This is a genomic window from Gluconobacter vitians (genome assembly GCF_015244565.1).
GTDB classification, from domain to species: domain Bacteria; phylum Pseudomonadota; class Alphaproteobacteria; order Acetobacterales; family Acetobacteraceae; genus Gluconobacter; species Gluconobacter vitians.
In genome coordinates this window covers 192,495-207,378 of record NZ_JABCQG010000004.1, presented here as the reverse complement: position 1 = coordinate 207,378, position 14,884 = coordinate 192,495, and the positions used below count along the sequence as shown (strand labels likewise).

Below are 14,884 nucleotides of genomic sequence, written 5' to 3'. Positions count from 1 at the left end.
GCATGTCGGCGAGGTTGGCGCCGGATGCAAGGGAAATCATCAACCCGGCTCGATGCAACACTGCAAGAGGGATGTTTCGGCGGCGGGGGGATGGGCAGGACGCGCTTTCATGGTAGGGAGAGCGCATGGAAGACATGAATGCCCGTTCTCCTGTTCTGACGCTTGAGCCCCTTCGGGGCTGGGGGCTTGTCCGCGCCGCCTGGAGTGATCTGAAGGCGGGTCTGCAACTGCTGCCGCTTGCCGTGACGCTCGGCTGGCTGGACATCAAGATGCGGTATCGCGGCTCCATTCTGGGGCCGCTGTGGCTGACGCTGTCCACGGCCGTGATGATTGGTGCGATGGGCGTGGTTTATGGCTATCTGTTTCATACGGATCTGAAAGCCTATCTGCCTTTCCTGTCGCTCTCTCTCGTGCTGTGGGGATATGGCGGGACGGTCGTCAATGATGCCGGAACGGTTTTTACGCAGAATACGTCCCTGTTTCATTCAATGCGGATTCCCGTCAGCCTGCCCGTGATGCAGGTGATCGTCAGGAATCTGCTGGTCCTGCTTCACAACATGGTCGTTGTCGTTGTGGTGTTTGCGATTTTCCGCGTCTTGCCGCATGGAATCTGGAGCCTGCTGTTCAGCCTGCCAGTCTGGATCGTGGACAGTTTCTGCGTCATCCTGCTGATCGGGATGCTGGGGGCACGCTTTCGGGACATTGCTCCAATCGTGGCGTCCCTGATGCAGATCTTCTTCTTTGTTACGCCGATCATCTGGAAGCCGGAACTGATCACGACCGGGCGGAAATATCTGCTGCTCGATCCGTTCTATCCGCTTCTCGAAATCGTCCGCGCGCCTCTTCTGGGGCAGACGGTGGACCCGGTGATCTGGGAGGCCGCTCTCGGGCACAGTGCGCTTCTGTGGCTTCTGGCGGCCATCCTGTTCTGCCGGATGCGTTCGCGTATTCCTTACTGGATCTGACGTCATGCCCGGTATTGTTGTTGACCGTCTCTGTATTGATTTTCCGCTGTATCATGGCCAGAGCCGCTCCCTGAAGCGGCAGGTCGGTAAGACGGTGGCCCGGTTTGCACCGTCTTCGCCCTCGGCCCATCTGATGCACGACATGCGGGAGCGCACGATTGTCAGTGTGCTGCGGGAGATCAGTTTCATACTGCATTCGGGCGAACGGCTGGGGCTGATCGGCAGCAATGGTGCCGGCAAGACGACACTTCTGCGGGCGCTGGCGGGAATATATGAGCCTGTCGCCGGGCAGGTCCGGCTCAGGGGAACGATGCGGACCCTGCTGGACAGCAGTCTGGGCATGAACCCGGAACTGACCGGACGTGAGAATATCCGCCTTAAGGGACGGTATGAAGGGCTGTCGCGGCAGCAGATCGACCGGATCGAGCAGGATGTGCAGGATTTTGCCGAGCTTGGGCCGTATATGGACATGCCGGTCAAGGTTTACAGTGCGGGCATGAGCGTGCGTCTGGCGTTCGGACTTGCGACGGCATCCTCTCCGCAGATCCTGCTGATGGATGAGTGGTTTCTGGCGGGCGACGGGGTCTTCATGAACAAGGCCAAGGCGCGGCTGGAGGAACTTGTCGAGCAGGCTGAAATCCTGGTGCTCTCGACTCATCAGCCCAAAATCATGCGTCAGTGGTGTACACGCGTGATCTGGCTTGAGAACGGACAGATCCGGATGGATGGCACACCGGATGAGGTTCTGGACCTCTATCTGGAAGAAGCTGGCTGATTTTCAGGTGTCAGCCGCCTGAACCAAAACGGGTCAGGGCCCAGTTCGTGCAAAGATACAGGATGATCGTCAGGGCACAGCCCGTTGTCAGGGCCAGCCAGAAAGGCAGTCCTGCACGGAGCAGGCGCGGGATCAGCAGAAACATCGGAAGGGATGGAAGCACGTACCAGAAGGTCGCTTCCGCGTGTCGGCTCATGATGAGGCGGTCAGGTTTTTCCATCCAGAGCCAGATCATACCCAGGACCGAGACCAGAGGCAGGGACGCAATCAGGGCCCCGGCTGCGGGATAGCGGCGGGCAACGCCTGAAGCTGCTGCGATCAGAAGTCCGGAAATCAGACATTTCAGAATGAAGAAAACCATATGCTTACCTAGGGTAAGCAGTCGTTTTCGGAAATTGTTTTCTGGGAAAAAGTGGCCAACTCCTCAAGGGGAGTGGCGCGAGTGACGGGGCTCGAACCCGCGACCTCCGGCGTGACAGGCCGGCGCTCTAACCAACTGAGCTACACCCGCAAGGCTGCTTTTCAGCATCCTGGGGCCTTCCGTTCAGAAGCTGTTTGGCTTCCTCTCGGTCGGTGGCGGTGATGTATCAGCCTGCCCGTGGGGTGGCAATAGGGGATTTGGAAAAAAAGCGCTGAAGGTCGAAAAAACTGCCTTGCCGGCTCTCCCGTGACCGTGTCCCTTGTAACAGAACGATACAGGGGATCTGGTATGAGACTGGGACGATTGGGGGCACTGCTGGTCATGGGCGCGCTGCTTGCCGGGTGTGAAAGCGGGCCGCGTCAGTGCAAACTGATCGTAAGTGGCGACATGCCTGTTCTGAATGACTGGGGGAGTCCGATCGTCCGGGCCTCGATCAATGGCCATCCTGTCGCGCTGATCATCGATACGGGCGCATTCTCCACGACAATTGGTCAGAGTTTCATCGAGCCCCTTGGTCTGAATGATACAGGGAGATCCCTGTTCGTGCGCGGTGTGGGAGGCGAGGACTACGGCCGTATCGTAACGATCGACACACTGGATATGGGAAGCTCCAAGGCCCTGAATATCGCTGTGGCAGGGGTTGGAAAGTTTACCGGGCGGATTGCCGGTCTTCCGATCGTGGGGCTGTTCGGACGCGATTTCCTGGGACGTTATGATACGATTGTGGACATGCCGAACCATCGGGTGCGCCTGGTCGAGACGGAAGACTGCGACACGCCGACGCCGGGATGGACAGGGCGTATTCATGCAGTTCCGATTGGCCATCCCTATAATGGAGGTCACAAGACCACCGTGGATATCCGGCTGAACGGGCATGTTACAGAAGCGGATCTGGATACGGGAGCCGCGACTACCCTGATCAGTCGTGATGCAGCCCGGGCTGCGGGCGTGACGCGTGCCATGCTGGAGAAGGATCCGGTGACGATCGGTTATGGGCTGACGCGCGATCCGGTCAAAAATTACAGGCATCCCTTCGAGACCCTTCAGTTGGGCGACATCACTTTTCAGGATGTCGTGCTGAAGGTTGGTGGCGATATTCCTGATACGGATGCCCTGCTGGGAGCGGATGTTCTGAAACACTACCGAATCTGGGTTCCACGCGAAGGCAACCGCATGTTCGTCCAGCATGATGTGGATATTCCCGCATCATCTCCCTGAAACTGTGTGAACGGGCATTAACGGAGTTTCAATCAACTGTTCTCTAGGAAGGAAAGCATCTGGCCGGCCGCATGTGGCTGCCGCGGTGTGATCTGAGTTTCTGGAGGCGGTCTGGCATGTCCGACATACGCTACGTTCCCATGCAGAGGAGTTCCTTTCTGCGCAGGCGGCTGCTGATGGCATTTGCTGTGCCTGTGCTGCTCTGTGTCTGCGGGACAGGGTGGGAACTGGCGGCGAGCGGCGTGCATGTCGAAGGCGTCCGGCATTCGGTTTTTCCTGAAATCGCGATCATGGGCCTGTTTCTTGTCGCTGTGGTCGTCGCCTATTTTCACGTGGTGACCCGTGGGGACGATCTGATCGGCGCTGTAAGGCAACTTGCTGCCGAGGGGACACTGCCGCGCAATGTTCAGGAAGCCGGGCTCATCCGGTTGCAGGTCATGCTGGGCGAAGCGCGTACGAATTCCGAGCGGAGTGAAGTGTTGGCGTCCCAGGCACAGTCTGCTCTGGCAGCCGCCCGGATCGAGGCTGAGGAAGCCCGGCAGTCGGCGCAGGATGAAGCTGCCGAGCATGAACGGGTGATTGGTGTTCTGGGAAACGCCATGACCAGTCTTCGCGATGGCGAACTGGGTTTTCGTCTCGAAGAGGCTCTCCCGGCTCGGTATGAGCGGCTGCGGGAAGATTTCAATGACACGGCCTCAACGCTGCAGAAGGTCATGGTCTCGCTGAATGACAGCATTTCGACCATTTCTTCCGGATCTGCCGAAATTGCATCTGCCGCAGATGATCTGGCGCGCCGGACGGAACTTCAGGTCGCCCGGCTCGAAGAAACCACAGTCTCGGTCGGGAATGTCACGGAGACTGTTCGCAAGACTGCAGCGGCCTCCGTTCATGCGAGCGAAGTAGCAAGCCAGACGCGCGATCGGGCCGAGCGTTCAGGGGAAGTCATGATGGCTGCCACAGCAGCCATGCAGGATATCCAGCAGTCTTCGATACATATCGCGCAGATTCTGGGACTGATCGACGATATCGCATTCCAGACCAATCTCCTCGCGCTGAATGCGGGTGTAGAGGCCGCCCGGGCGGGGGATGCAGGCAAGGGATTTGCTGTCGTGGCCGCCGAAGTCCGCGCTCTTGCCCAGCGCTCGGCGGATGCTGCCAAGGAGATCAAAGGACTGATCACCTCAAGCACGCAGCAGGTCAGCCGTGGCAGTTCCCTGGTCGAAGAGACGGGGGTGGCGATGAAATCCATTGTGGAAAACGTCAGTGAAATCAGCGTTCTGATCGGCGAAATTGCGACGGCGGCGCGCAGTCAGGCCAATGATCTGTCGGAAATCAGTGTTGCGGTCAGTCAGATGGACCAGAACACCCAGCAGAATGCGGCAATGGTGGAGGAGGCGACGGCGGCCAGTCATAATCTGAGCGCTGAAGCCAGAGAACTCGTGGGCAGCCTGCAGTGGTTCCATCTGCAGGGAAGCCAGCATGAAAGTGAGCTGTCTTTCGACAGCGAATCATCAGAGGCAGAGCCTCCGTCTTCGCAATGGGGAGACAGTTCCTTTCAGACTTCGGATGAAGGATGGGAGGAGTTTCGCTGATGAGCGTTCTGAGTTTGCCTGAAATGCTGGATACCAGTTACGCCAACACTTTTGCTGAGCTCCTCAGGAATGAGGAGAAAGATTTCTGCCTCGATGGAAGTCGTGTGGTTCGGGTGGGCGGTCTCTGCTTCCAGCTCCTGATTTCGGCCTACCGTACGGCACAACAGCAGGACGCCTGTTTTGAAATCAGAAATGTTTCCGATGCGATGAGAGAGAGTCTTCGGGTCATGGGAGGAGATTTTTTCCTGAGTGCAGGAGAAAAAGCATGAATATTCTGGTTGTTGATGATTCCCGAACCATGCGGGATCTCGTCAGTCGGGAGCTTCGCAGGGACGGTTATGACGTAGAAACGTCAGAGGACGGCATTGATGCTCTCGAAAAGATCAGCGGTTTTTTGCCGGCTGTCATCATAACAGATCTGAACATGCCGCGTATGGACGGACTGGAGCTGACAAAGGCCCTGCGTGCGCGACCAGAAACAAAATACGTTCCAATTATTTTCCTGACGACCGAATCAGGGGAACAGCTTCGTCGGGCCGCACGGGAAGCCGGCGCGACTGGATGGATTGTAAAGCCATTTGATGGCCCCAAGCTTCTTGCCGCGGTGAGGCGCGTCAGTTCATGAGCGCAGATTTCACCGATGACATGGATGCGATCCGGCAGATCTTTTTCGATGAATGTGATGAGCAGCTTGCCCTTCTCGAAGAAGAACTGACGACGCTTGGGGACGAACCGGAGAATGGAGAGAAGATCAATACGATCTTCCGATGTGTTCATTCCATCAAAGGCGGCGCCGCAGCCTTTGGAATGGAAGATCTGGTCAAATTTTCCCACCTTTTCGAAAGCGTGCTCGACCGGTTCAGATCTGGCGCATGTTCTGTCAATGCGGACAGCGTCACGACCTTCCTTAAATGCAAGGATGTGCTGTTCGATATTGTGGCCGCATTCAAAAACGGTGCTTGCAGCTACGACGTTGACCCCGAGACGACTGCCGAACTTGAGCAGTATCTTCATTCGGAAGCGCCCGTTATCCAGCCGAAATCCGAAGATGTCGAAATGGACGATATTTTCGGATTGTCATTCGCTCCGGTCAAAATCGAGATTGATGAGCCGAAAGAATGTCAATATTCGATCGTCATGACCGTATCGCCGCAGCTTTATGAGCGCGGCGATGATATCCGGAATATCCTGATCGCTCTGGAAGGGATGGGGCAAAGCCAGGTTACGGTTGATATCGACAATGTCCCTGTCATCAATGATATTTCACCCTGTCAGAGCTATCTGACATGGCAGATTCTGCTTGTAACCGCAGAACCGCGCGCGAATCTCGAAGAGATCTTTGAGTGGTCTGGTGATGATATTCATGCGGTTATTACCTCGCTGCCCGATCATGCCGAGACCGAAGTTATTGCGACGCCGTGTCCTGTGCCGGTTGAAGAGAAACCAGCCCCGCAAGTAAAAAATCCCGTTGAACGCAGGGACTCTGCAACCGTCCGGGTTGATATTCGGCGGATCGACAAACTGGTCGACCTGATTGGAGAGCTGGTAATTAACCAGGGTGCCATTCAGTCACAGATGCGGCGCAATAAAATCCTAGGCGATTCAATTCTGGGAAATGTGGTGACGGCACAGGAGCAGCTCATTCATGAACTGCAGGAAAATGTCATCACGATGCGGGCCTATCCAATCAAGACGGTATTCCAGAAGCTTGGCCGGGTCGTGCGGGAGACAGCCAGACTGACGGGAAAGCAGGTTCGGCTTGTACTGGAAGGTGAAGACACTGAAGTTGATCGCTCCATTCTCGAAAAGCTGTCTGATCCTCTGACCCATATGGTTCGTAATGCCATTGACCATGGCATCGAGAACGCAGAGATCAGGTCCCAGGCCGGAAAGGACCAGGAAGGCCTGCTGAGACTTCGGGCTTTTCAGCGTTCAGGACGGATTATTGTAGAAATCCAGGACGATGGTGCCGGTCTGGACCCTGACAGGATTTATGAAAAAGCTGTTGAAAAGAAAATCATTGAAAAAGGTCAGAGGCTGGATCGCGAGGAGATCTATTCCCTGATTTTCGAACCTGGTTTTTCGACTGTTGCGGAAGTTACGGACGTCTCGGGCCGGGGCGTGGGGATGGATGTCGTCAAACAGAGTCTCCAGCAGATCAATGGACGCGTTTTCATTATTTCCTCAAAAGGTAAAGGAACAACTTTTTCGATTTCCCTGCCTTTTACGCTATCCGTCATTGAAGGAATTATTTTCAAAGCAGAGGGGCAGGACTTTGTTGTTCCAGTAAATAATGTTTCGGAAACCATAATTTACGATACCAGGAAAGCTTTCCATATCGGAGAAGGCAAGTACGGATATCCTTATCGGGATGGCTATCTGTCCGTCATTTATGCCGCGGAAATTCTTGGTTCGGTTCCTGACGGGAAAAGTCAGAAAATTTGCTTCGTTATCGAGAACGAAAACGACGAAAAAATGGCCTTTATTGTCGACAAGATCATAGATCATTCAAGATTTGTCGTTAAAAATCTTGAAGAGAACTACAGAAAGATTGCCTGTTTTTCGACGGCAACAATTCTTGGGGACGGGAATGTGGCGTTTATTCTCGATGTCGAATTTCTCTTTGGCGAGCTTCTGAAGAAAAGAGAAAGTTTGTTGGAGGAGAAAGTATAATCATGGAAAAGGCTCTGGTTTTTTCTTTGGGTGATCAGGAATTTTCCGTTCAGATTTCTGCTGTGAAAGAAATCAAGGAATGGGCGAAGGCTACGCCTTTTCCAGCGGCGCCGTCATTTGTCGAAGGCGTGGTCAATGTCCGGGGGGCGGTGATTCCACTTGTAGACATGGCACAGATGATGGGTGTTGCTGAAGAGGCGCGCGAGAAGAAAGCCATTATCTTTCTGAAAAACGAAACCAAGATTATTGGATTTTCAGTTACGAATGTAACGGATATCTCCGATGTTGATGAGGCAGAGTTTAAATCTTTGCCAGAACTATCCAGTGACAATCTGAAATACTTTTCAAACGGAATACAGTCTCTGGGCGATCGCATGATTTTTTCCGTAAACGTCTCTTCGCTGTTTGAAGGAAGCCTGCAGTGACGGTGATCAGTGCACCGGAGGCAGATGCGATTTCAGATGAAAACTTCCAGATCATTGTAGGAATTGCGAAGAGCTACGCCGGAATTGCCCTGTCAGAAAAGAAAAAGAGCCTGGTTTACTCTCGGATTTCCCGTCGGGTCCGACAGGAGGGATTTGGCTCTTTTGACGCGTATTGTGCTTTTTTGGTGAGTGATGCGGGCGTCGATGAACGTCAGCATCTGGTTTCGGCACTGACGACGAATGTCACCAGTTTTTATCGCGAAAAACATCATTTTGCGTATCTGGAGCATCTGCTCCGTCAGAAATTCTATCGTCGCATTGAACGTGGCGAAGAACTCAGGATCTGGTCGGCAGCGTGCTCGAGTGGGGAAGAAGCCTATTCGATCGCCATGACCGTCATGAAATGTCTGTCCATTATCCCAGATCTGCGGGCGAAGATTCTGGCGACGGATATTGATGCCGATATACTGAATCAGGCCAGAGCGGGTCAGTATGCTTCCGTAGAAGCCGAGGCTCTGTTTGAGGAAGGGGGGCAGGCATTCTGTCGGCTTGAGGGAGACCGGGTCGTTATGTCTGAAAAACTTCGGAACATGATCCGTTTCCGACGGCTCAATCTGGTTGAGCCCTGGCCGTTTTCCTCCCGTTTCCATGCCATTTTCTGTCGGAACGTCGCAATCTATTTTGATCGCGAAACGCAGGACAGACTCTGGCGCAATCTTGCCGAACGGATTTTCCCAGGCGGAGAGCTTTATCTGGGGCATTCAGAGCGTATCGCGCATCCCGAGCGGTTCGGGCTGGAAAGCATCGGCTACAATGCCTATCGCAAGGCCTCGTTCGGGGAGGCTGTGTCTTGAGCGAAATGACGCCTTTTACTGTCGTTGTGGTTGATGACTCGCTGACCACACGAGCCCTGATTACGGCTGCACTCAAGCGCGATGGCAGGCTCAAGGTCGTGGGAACGGCCAGTACGCCTTTTGAGGCGCGGGATCTCATCGTACGGCTGAACCCGGATGTGCTCACGCTCGATTTCGAAATGCCATCCATGAACGGGCTTCAGTTTCTTGAGAAGATCATGAGGCTTCGTCCAATGCCGGTAGTGATGGTGTCGGGGCATCTGGCCAGCCACAAGGGGCTGGTTGAGCAGGCGCTCCGCATGGGAGCGGCCGAATGGTATTCGAAAGCGGCGCCTGAGGGTGGGGCGGATCCGTTTGCCGGACTGGGCGATGCGATCGTCCGGGCCGCAGAGACGAAAACGCTGCCTCCGGCATCAACAGTAAGCTCGGCGGATAAGACTATCGCAGCTCCGAAAACGGGTGTTGTTGTCGGGATTGGGGCGTCGACCGGAGGGGTGGAGGCTCTGACGGAGGTGCTCGAGCATTTTCCCACAGACTGCCCGGCGACGGTCATCGTGCAACATATGCCCAAACAGTTCTCGGAGAGCTTTGCCCGTCGTCTGAACCGGATCGTAAAGCCCGAAGTCAGGCTGGCTGAAGACGGTGATGTTCTGAAGCCGGGTACGGTTTATGTCGCATCAGGCGGAGAACGCCATCTGCGTGTCAGGGCTGATGCCCGGCGCGGAGAGTATGTCTGCCAGCTGATTGCCGGGCCTCCCGTCAATGGCCATCGGCCCTCAGTAGACGAACTGTTTTATTCTCTGGCCAAGACGGTCGGAAAGAATGCTGTGGGAGTGATCCTGACGGGGATGGAATGTGATGGCGCGCAGGGGCTTCTGGCCATGCGACATGCCGGTGCGTCCACGATCGGTCAGGACCGGGCCAGTTCGGTTATCTACGGCATGCCACGCGCTGCGTTCGAACTGGGTGCGGTAGAGACGCAGCTTCCCCTTTCCGCCATTGGCCAGGCCATTCTCAATCGTTGTGAACGCCGTTCTCTGGAGACGTATCCATGATTTCCGCATCTTCCATGTCTGTCCTTCTTGTCGATGATCAGACATCCATTCGCTCGATCCTGCGGAATACACTTGTCCAGATTGGCTTTGCCCAGATTGCCGGGGTCCGGAACGGGGTCGAGGCTCTGGAGCATCTCAAGAGCAACTCGGTGCATCTGATCATTTCCGATTTCAACATGCCGGATATGGATGGGCTTGAACTGCTCAAGGCGGTCAGGGGCAATCCGCGCACTGCAAAAACGGGTTTCATCATGCTGACCGGGCAGGCTAGCAAGGATCTGGTGCAGCAGGCGATCGCGGAAGGGGTAAACAATTTCCTTGCCAAGCCTTTCACGGCCAGCTCGCTCAAATCCCGCATTGAAGCCGTTTTCGGGCCTATCTGCAGTGCATGATGGATCAGACACTGTTTCTTTGCATCAGGTTCTGGACGGGATGGGTACGCAGCTTGCTGTGAGTCTTCAGGACCTGCGTCGGCTTGAGGTGGCCTGTCTGGAGGCGTTGCCGGCTGAGGGCGTATCGGATCTTCAGGATTTTGACAGGATCACGCAGGTTCTGGAGCAGCTTGCGCAGTGCTGCGAGAGATTAAGTCTCGAAAACAGCCTGAAAGATGTGCAGATTGGGCGGAGTATCGTGGAGCGACTGGTGCTGGGAGATGTGCGTGAGCGCCTGCTGGCTCAGGCCTCCCGATCCTGTATTGAACCGGGAGATATTGAGCTGTTCTGATGGGACAGAGCAGCACCGTCAGCTTGGCTGGCTGGCGTCGTGGGGATTGGAGCGGATCATGGTGCGCTGTTTCTGCAGGCCGCGAATGATCTGCTCGACATCTTGCGGGCCGAACACGACGCCGACCGGTCCATAGGCCGGATGCTGGAAGGCCAGCATGGAGCCTTCGGTCAGGGCATCGATCTGCAGGGCCCAGTTCGTCGTATAGACAGGGGTGAAGCGTGCGCCCTCAATCGGTGGAGGCGGACGCTTTTCGACGAGGCTGGCATGGGCCAGGCCGAGACTGGTGATCAGCTGGGACAGTTGGGCTTCATCAAGCGAAATGCTGCCCGAGACGCCACTGCCTTCGAGAAAGGTCAGGGCAACTGTCTTTCCGTCTTCTGCGCGTGTGACCTGCATGCGTGGAGCTGCCATGGTGTTTGACTCCCTGCGGCGTTTCATTGTGACCAGGTGGAAGATCCAGTGTGGTAGAAACCGCCCGCCCATGTCCACCAACCCAGACGTGCGCTCTGGTCGTTCAGGATATGGGCAGCGTTAACGGCGCTTTCCGGGTTCGGGTAGATGCCGAAGCACGTAGCGCCAGAACCGCTCATGCGGCTGAGCAGACAGTCGGGCAGGCTTGCGATCGAAGCCAGGACCGTGCCGATCACGGGGCACTGGGATAACGCCGGAGCCTGCAGATCGTTCGTGGTGGCGTTCAGATCGGCGACCATGTCCTGCGCGGTGGTCCAGCGTTCCGGCAGGAACGCCTCGGGACGTTCGACAATGCCGCCGCCTGCGGCAAAGGCCCGGAAGACATCCGGGGTCGAGACGCCGATGCCGGGATTGACCAGCAGCAGACCAGCATCGGGCAGGATCGGGGCAGGGGCGAGGATTTCGCCGATACCCTGCATGCGGGTTGCGTGTTGGGCGACGCAGACGGGAACGTCGGCCCCCAGCTTTTCAGCAATCGGAAAAAGTGTCGCCTGATCGACATTCCATTCCCGGGCCAGCAGACGCAGCGTCGCAGCAGCATCGGCCGAGCCGCCGCCGATCCCGGAAGAAACAGGAAGGTTTTTCTCCAGTTCCAGCCGGAAGTTTTCCGTCAGTCCATTGAACGATGTGCCAGCCTGGGCCTGAAGGGCGCGGGCGGCGCGGAGAACGAGGTTCTGGTCGTCTGCTTCCAGACCCTGTCCGAATGGTCCGTTGATCGTAAGCGACATCGTGTCGCTGGGGCCGGCCAGCGTGACGCGGTCGGCTGCGCCTGCGAAGACGGCAAGACTGTCGAGCAGATGGTAACCGTCGTCACGGCGGCCGGTGATGTGCAGGAACAGATTGATCTTGGCGTGGGCTGTGGCCTGTGCCGTGGTCTGGGTGGAAGCAGTGCTGGGCATCGTCTCTGAAAAGGTCATTGTTTCTGTTCGAAAGCTGCGAGATGGGGGCCGCCGTTCTGGAGCGCCTGCATCAGGAGGGCACGGTCCTGCGGCTGGGGACTGTCGTCGAGAGCCTGGTTCCACTGGTCCTGTGCTTCGGTATGCCGCCCGAGATACCAGTAGGCAACGCCAAGATGGTAGCCGATCTCGGCGTCGGTAGGGGCGTGTTCGGCAGCCTGCACAAGGATGGGCAGTGCGGTCTTGAGGTCTGCGCGGTATTTCAGCAGAGCCCAGGCGTAGCTGTCCTGAATTGAGGCGTCAGCGGGCTGGAGATCGACGGCCTTCTTGAGCATGGCGAGGGCGTTCGCCTGATCGGCGTCATGCTCGATATTGGCATAGCCGACGAAATTGAGAACTTCGGGCTGGTCCGGGGCAAGCTCGAGCGCATGCTTCATGTCATCCTGTACCATCGCCCAGTTGCCGCTCTCTTCCGCAGCCATCGCACGGCCCAGCAGGATGGGCCACAGGACTTCCTTGCGGGGCGGGGAGGCCTTGAGCGCGCGGGTATAGAGGTCGATGGCCTCGGCATGTCTGCCGCGCTGGTCTTCGACCTCGGCGAGCTGGATCAGGAACTCGGGATTGTCCGGGCGCAGGGTCAGGGCGCGGTGCAGGGCGTCGGCTTCCCGCTCCAGATCGCCTGAGCGCAGGGCAAGGTTGACCCGTTCCTGCGCGGCCAGGGCAGCGAGGGGGTCGGAAGCCGTGATGCCGTCCAGTTCCTTGAGGCCGCTGTTGATCTGGTTGGCTTCGCGGAAGGTGTCGGCCAGGAAGATGCGCGCGATTGTCAGGCCGGGGTCAAGAAAAATGGCCTGTTGCAGGGCGATGATGGCCGGGTCCCGGGGGATGCCGTTCTGCTGGATGGCGTCGGTGACCATCAGGGCGATCTGCAGGTTGAGAATGGCGCCGCCAAGGGCCGGGGTGGGAGCCTTGAAGTGTGGCAGGGCCTGCTGGAGCGGACCGATGACGAGGGATGCCAGCGGCGACGTCACGCCAAGAGCGGCGATGGTGTCACTGGCCTCCTTGTGGTGGCCGTGTCGCTCAAGCCAGCCTCCATAGAGCTGCGCGTACAGGATCTGGAGCGTCAGTGGGTCGCCGGACGCGTTTCCCGTGCGGTGATAGAGCTGCCCCGCGAGGCGGGGCGTGGGGAGATGCTCGGCGACCATGGCGGCGTGCAGAAGATAGAGTCTGCGGGTCGCGGGCTGGGCGGCGGCCTGCGCAAGCAGGTTCAGAGCCTTGTCGGTATGCCCTTCGGCCGCGAGGCTCCAGGCCATGAGAGCAGGGGCCGAGATCGCGACGAGGGGACCGTGATGGGGGCTGCGGGTCAGGATGCGGCGCATCTCGGCCCAGTCCTGCCGGGAGAAGGCGTCCTGCGCGAGAATGAGCGTGCCGATGTCACTGCCGGAGTCGTGGTCCGGGAGTGCGTTGGCCAGTTTGACGGCTTCGGTCTGCTGGCCGGCCATCGCGGCGTAACGCAATGCGTCCTGCTGCAACCGAAGATTGTGCGGGGCGAGCGGCAGGGCGTGGGAGAGGGCCAGATTGGCGGCCGGGATGTCGCCGCGCTCCATCATGACGGTGGCGGCCATCATCCAGCCGGTCAGGGAGTGTTCCGGATTGACGGCTGGCAGCAGGGCAGGCGGAACGGCGGCCATCGCGGTCCCCGTCAGGCAGCTGCCCAGCGCAAGAGCGGGAAGCGCCAGACGGAGCGGACGGGAAAAATCCTCGAATGATCTGGGCCAGCCGCGTGTGATCTGCATAATGGAGGAAACTCTAGCCCTCTTGGCCCCCCACGCCAACCGGCATCCCGTTCGGGGTCCTGTGGTAGAGGGGCGGGAGGCAACCAGAACGGATAGACCATGACGCCCCAGCCAGTCGTGAGCCGGGCCGAACTGCTGGCCGCGCTCCAGCTACAGTATGAATGGGGAGCCGACGAGGCTCTGTGCGAACTGCCGGTGGACCGCCTTTCCGAGGCGCCGCCGCAATTGCCTCCACGTATGGGCAGTGCACAGGAAGCGTCGGCCCGGGGCGCGCAGGATGTGTCTGCGGGGCAGGGTGCCGGGCGTGCGGCCGTGGCGAGAACGGGAGGCGCATCGACATCGGTGGCCAGTCTGCGTGCGGTGGAGGAAGCGCCTGATCTGCCGACGCTGATGCGACTGACCGCGGCACCTGACGATCTGTTTCTGGCCCGGACCGCGACGCATCGGCTGGAGCCGGTTTTTGTGGAGAACGCGCCTTTCATGCTGATCGGGGAGGCTCCGGATGCGGACGAAGACCGTTCGGGGACGCTTTTTGCCGGTGAAGCGGGCACGCTGCTGGAGAAGATGCTGCGTTCGGTCGGGATGGAGCGGGAGGAGATTTCGATGGCGCCAGCCCTGCCATGGCGTCCTCCAGGGGGGCGCACGCCAAGTGATGCGGAGATGCAGGCCTGTCATCCGCTCCTGCTGCGGACAATTGCCCTGTGTCGGCCGCGCTATCTGGTGACGATGGGGGTGACGCCGCTGAAGATGCTGCTGGGGCCCGATGCGGCTGTCGGACGGCTGCGGGGGAAGTGGACGGAGGTTCCGGTTCCCGGGCTTGCGACTCCGGTACCGCTCCTGCCGATGCGGCATCCGCTTCAGCTGCGCGCAAGTGCGGCTGCACGGCGGAATGCCTGGCAGGATCTCCTGATTTTGATGGAGAAACTGCATCCGGGAGAATGAGGACCAGACGGGTACAAATCCTGGCGTTAAAAAACTTCGAGAAAACGTAAAAAACGCGCGAAGACAGGTGTTTGCCAC

Annotated in this window: 17 protein-coding genes, 1 tRNA gene and 1 pseudogene; 14 read left to right on the top strand and 5 right to left on the bottom strand. The window is 57.9% G+C overall.

The window, feature by feature from the left end:
• Positions 1 to 125: 125 nt before the first annotated feature.
• Together HKD24_RS05015 and HKD24_RS05010 are read left to right on the top strand one after the other, a co-directional pair.
• Positions 126 to 965: an ABC transporter permease gene (locus HKD24_RS05015; protein ID WP_194259278.1), complete on the top strand. Its 840-nt coding sequence runs from the start codon at positions 126 to 128 to the stop codon at positions 963 to 965.
• A 4-nt stretch (positions 966 to 969) separates the two neighbouring features.
• Positions 970 to 1,740, top strand: coding sequence for an ABC transporter ATP-binding protein (locus tag HKD24_RS05010; RefSeq protein ID WP_194259277.1), 771 nt, complete (start codon positions 970 to 972; stop codon positions 1,738 to 1,740).
• A 10-nt stretch (positions 1,741 to 1,750) separates the two neighbouring features.
• On the opposite strand, the gene HKD24_RS05005 is transcribed toward HKD24_RS05010, so the two are convergent.
• The gene (locus HKD24_RS05005; RefSeq protein WP_194259276.1) at positions 1,751 to 2,101 is read right to left on the bottom strand and encodes a DUF3147 family protein; all 351 of its coding nucleotides are present in this window, start codon (positions 2,099 to 2,101) and stop codon (positions 1,751 to 1,753) included.
• Between the two features lie 73 nt (positions 2,102 to 2,174).
• Positions 2,175 to 2,251: transfer RNA gene (locus HKD24_RS05000), tRNA-Asp, on the bottom strand.
• A 198-nt stretch (positions 2,252 to 2,449) separates the two neighbouring features.
• On the opposite strand from HKD24_RS05000, the gene HKD24_RS04995 reads away from it, so the two are divergent.
• The 11 genes and pseudogenes from HKD24_RS04995 to HKD24_RS04950 all read left to right on the top strand — a co-directional run bounded on the left by HKD24_RS04995 (position 2,450) and on the right by HKD24_RS04950 (position 10,701).
• On the top strand, positions 2,450 to 3,379 hold the full coding sequence (locus HKD24_RS04995) for a retroviral-like aspartic protease family protein (RefSeq protein WP_194259275.1): 930 nt from the start codon (positions 2,450 to 2,452) through the stop codon (positions 3,377 to 3,379).
• Positions 3,380 to 3,495: 116 nt separating this feature from the next.
• The gene (locus tag HKD24_RS04990) at positions 3,496 to 4,971 is read left to right on the top strand and encodes a methyl-accepting chemotaxis protein (RefSeq protein ID WP_194259274.1); all 1,476 of its coding nucleotides are present in this window, start codon (positions 3,496 to 3,498) and stop codon (positions 4,969 to 4,971) included.
• On the top strand, positions 4,971 to 5,240 hold the full coding sequence (locus HKD24_RS04985; RefSeq protein WP_194259273.1) for an STAS domain-containing protein: 270 nt from the start codon (positions 4,971 to 4,973) through the stop codon (positions 5,238 to 5,240). The genes HKD24_RS04990 and HKD24_RS04985 overlap by 1 nt, the downstream gene beginning before the upstream one ends.
• Complete coding sequence (locus HKD24_RS04980; protein WP_194259272.1) at positions 5,237 to 5,596, top strand: response regulator; 360 nt, start codon at positions 5,237 to 5,239, stop codon at positions 5,594 to 5,596. Before HKD24_RS04985 ends, HKD24_RS04980 begins: the two co-directional genes overlap by 4 nt.
• Complete coding sequence (locus HKD24_RS04975; protein ID WP_194259271.1) at positions 5,593 to 7,644, top strand: chemotaxis protein CheA; 2,052 nt, start codon at positions 5,593 to 5,595, stop codon at positions 7,642 to 7,644. The genes HKD24_RS04980 and HKD24_RS04975 overlap by 4 nt, the downstream gene beginning before the upstream one ends.
• 2 nt (positions 7,645 to 7,646) lie before the next feature.
• Positions 7,647 to 8,069, top strand: a complete 423-nt coding sequence (locus tag HKD24_RS04970) for a chemotaxis protein CheW (protein WP_194259270.1) — start codon at positions 7,647 to 7,649, stop codon at positions 8,067 to 8,069.
• Positions 8,066 to 8,251: pseudogene (locus HKD24_RS15555) on the top strand (CheR family methyltransferase); the annotation flags it as partial. The gene HKD24_RS04970 and the pseudogene HKD24_RS15555, both read left to right, overlap by 4 nt.
• Positions 8,252 to 8,254: 3 nt before the next feature.
• Positions 8,255 to 8,923: a CheR family methyltransferase gene (locus HKD24_RS04965; protein WP_322783277.1), complete on the top strand. Its 669-nt coding sequence runs from the start codon at positions 8,255 to 8,257 to the stop codon at positions 8,921 to 8,923.
• A gap of 5 nt (positions 8,924 to 8,928) precedes the next feature.
• Positions 8,929 to 9,978, top strand: a complete 1,050-nt coding sequence (locus HKD24_RS04960; protein WP_194259309.1) for a protein-glutamate methylesterase/protein-glutamine glutaminase — start codon at positions 8,929 to 8,931, stop codon at positions 9,976 to 9,978.
• Positions 9,975 to 10,370: a response regulator gene (locus tag HKD24_RS04955; protein ID WP_194259268.1), complete on the top strand. Its 396-nt coding sequence runs from the start codon at positions 9,975 to 9,977 to the stop codon at positions 10,368 to 10,370. The genes HKD24_RS04960 and HKD24_RS04955 overlap by 4 nt, the downstream gene beginning before the upstream one ends.
• Before the next feature lie 40 nt (positions 10,371 to 10,410).
• The gene (locus tag HKD24_RS04950) at positions 10,411 to 10,701 is read left to right on the top strand and encodes a hypothetical protein (protein ID WP_194259267.1); all 291 of its coding nucleotides are present in this window, start codon (positions 10,411 to 10,413) and stop codon (positions 10,699 to 10,701) included.
• Positions 10,702 to 10,719: 18 nt separating this feature from the next.
• Here the strand turns inward: HKD24_RS04950 and HKD24_RS04945 are convergent, their stop codons facing one another.
• The 3 genes from HKD24_RS04945 to HKD24_RS04935 are packed head-to-tail and all read right to left on the bottom strand — an operon-like array spanning position 10,720 to position 13,864.
• Positions 10,720 to 11,100, bottom strand: coding sequence for a hypothetical protein (locus tag HKD24_RS04945; RefSeq protein WP_194259308.1), 381 nt, complete (start codon positions 11,098 to 11,100; stop codon positions 10,720 to 10,722).
• Between the two features lie 38 nt (positions 11,101 to 11,138).
• Positions 11,139 to 12,074 carry a 4-(cytidine 5'-diphospho)-2-C-methyl-D-erythritol kinase gene (locus HKD24_RS04940; RefSeq protein WP_407646351.1) on the bottom strand — a complete coding sequence of 312 codons (936 nt, stop codon included), beginning with the start codon at positions 12,072 to 12,074 and terminating at the stop codon, positions 11,139 to 11,141.
• Positions 12,075 to 12,088: 14 nt separating this feature from the next.
• Positions 12,089 to 13,864: a tetratricopeptide repeat protein gene (locus HKD24_RS04935; protein WP_194259265.1), complete on the bottom strand. Its 1,776-nt coding sequence runs from the start codon at positions 13,862 to 13,864 to the stop codon at positions 12,089 to 12,091.
• A gap of 99 nt (positions 13,865 to 13,963) precedes the next feature.
• Between HKD24_RS04935 and HKD24_RS04930 the strand changes: the two genes are divergently transcribed.
• Positions 13,964 to 14,806: a uracil-DNA glycosylase gene (locus tag HKD24_RS04930; RefSeq protein ID WP_194259264.1), complete on the top strand. Its 843-nt coding sequence runs from the start codon at positions 13,964 to 13,966 to the stop codon at positions 14,804 to 14,806.
• Positions 14,807 to 14,884: the final 78 nt, after the last annotated feature.

Bases quoted from the DNA above. Each gene is read 5' to 3' on its own strand.
- HKD24_RS05015 (WP_194259278.1), top strand. From the start codon at position 126: ATGGAAGACATGAATGCCCGTTCTCCTGTTCTGACGCTTGAGCCCCTT.
- HKD24_RS05010 (WP_194259277.1), top strand. From the start codon at position 970: ATGCCCGGTATTGTTGTTGACCGTCTCTGTATTGATTTTCCGCTGTAT.
- HKD24_RS05005 (WP_194259276.1), bottom strand. From the start codon at position 2,101: ATGGTTTTCTTCATTCTGAAATGTCTGATTTCCGGACTTCTGATCGCA.
- HKD24_RS04995 (WP_194259275.1), top strand. From the start codon at position 2,450: ATGAGACTGGGACGATTGGGGGCACTGCTGGTCATGGGCGCGCTGCTT.
- HKD24_RS04990 (WP_194259274.1), top strand. From the start codon at position 3,496: ATGTCCGACATACGCTACGTTCCCATGCAGAGGAGTTCCTTTCTGCGC.
- HKD24_RS04985 (WP_194259273.1), top strand. From the start codon at position 4,971: ATGAGCGTTCTGAGTTTGCCTGAAATGCTGGATACCAGTTACGCCAAC.
- HKD24_RS04980 (WP_194259272.1), top strand. From the start codon at position 5,237: ATGAATATTCTGGTTGTTGATGATTCCCGAACCATGCGGGATCTCGTC.
- HKD24_RS04975 (WP_194259271.1), top strand. From the start codon at position 5,593: ATGAGCGCAGATTTCACCGATGACATGGATGCGATCCGGCAGATCTTT.
- HKD24_RS04970 (WP_194259270.1), top strand. From the start codon at position 7,647: ATGGAAAAGGCTCTGGTTTTTTCTTTGGGTGATCAGGAATTTTCCGTT.
- HKD24_RS04960 (WP_194259309.1), top strand. From the start codon at position 8,929: ATGACGCCTTTTACTGTCGTTGTGGTTGATGACTCGCTGACCACACGA.
- HKD24_RS04955 (WP_194259268.1), top strand. From the start codon at position 9,975: ATGATTTCCGCATCTTCCATGTCTGTCCTTCTTGTCGATGATCAGACA.
- HKD24_RS04950 (WP_194259267.1), top strand. From the start codon at position 10,411: ATGGGTACGCAGCTTGCTGTGAGTCTTCAGGACCTGCGTCGGCTTGAG.
- HKD24_RS04945 (WP_194259308.1), bottom strand. From the start codon at position 11,100: ATGCAGGTCACACGCGCAGAAGACGGAAAGACAGTTGCCCTGACCTTT.
- HKD24_RS04940 (WP_407646351.1), bottom strand. From the start codon at position 12,074: ATGCCCAGCACTGCTTCCACCCAGACCACGGCACAGGCCACAGCCCAC.
- HKD24_RS04935 (WP_194259265.1), bottom strand. From the start codon at position 13,864: ATGCAGATCACACGCGGCTGGCCCAGATCATTCGAGGATTTTTCCCGT.
- HKD24_RS04930 (WP_194259264.1), top strand. From the start codon at position 13,964: ATGACGCCCCAGCCAGTCGTGAGCCGGGCCGAACTGCTGGCCGCGCTC.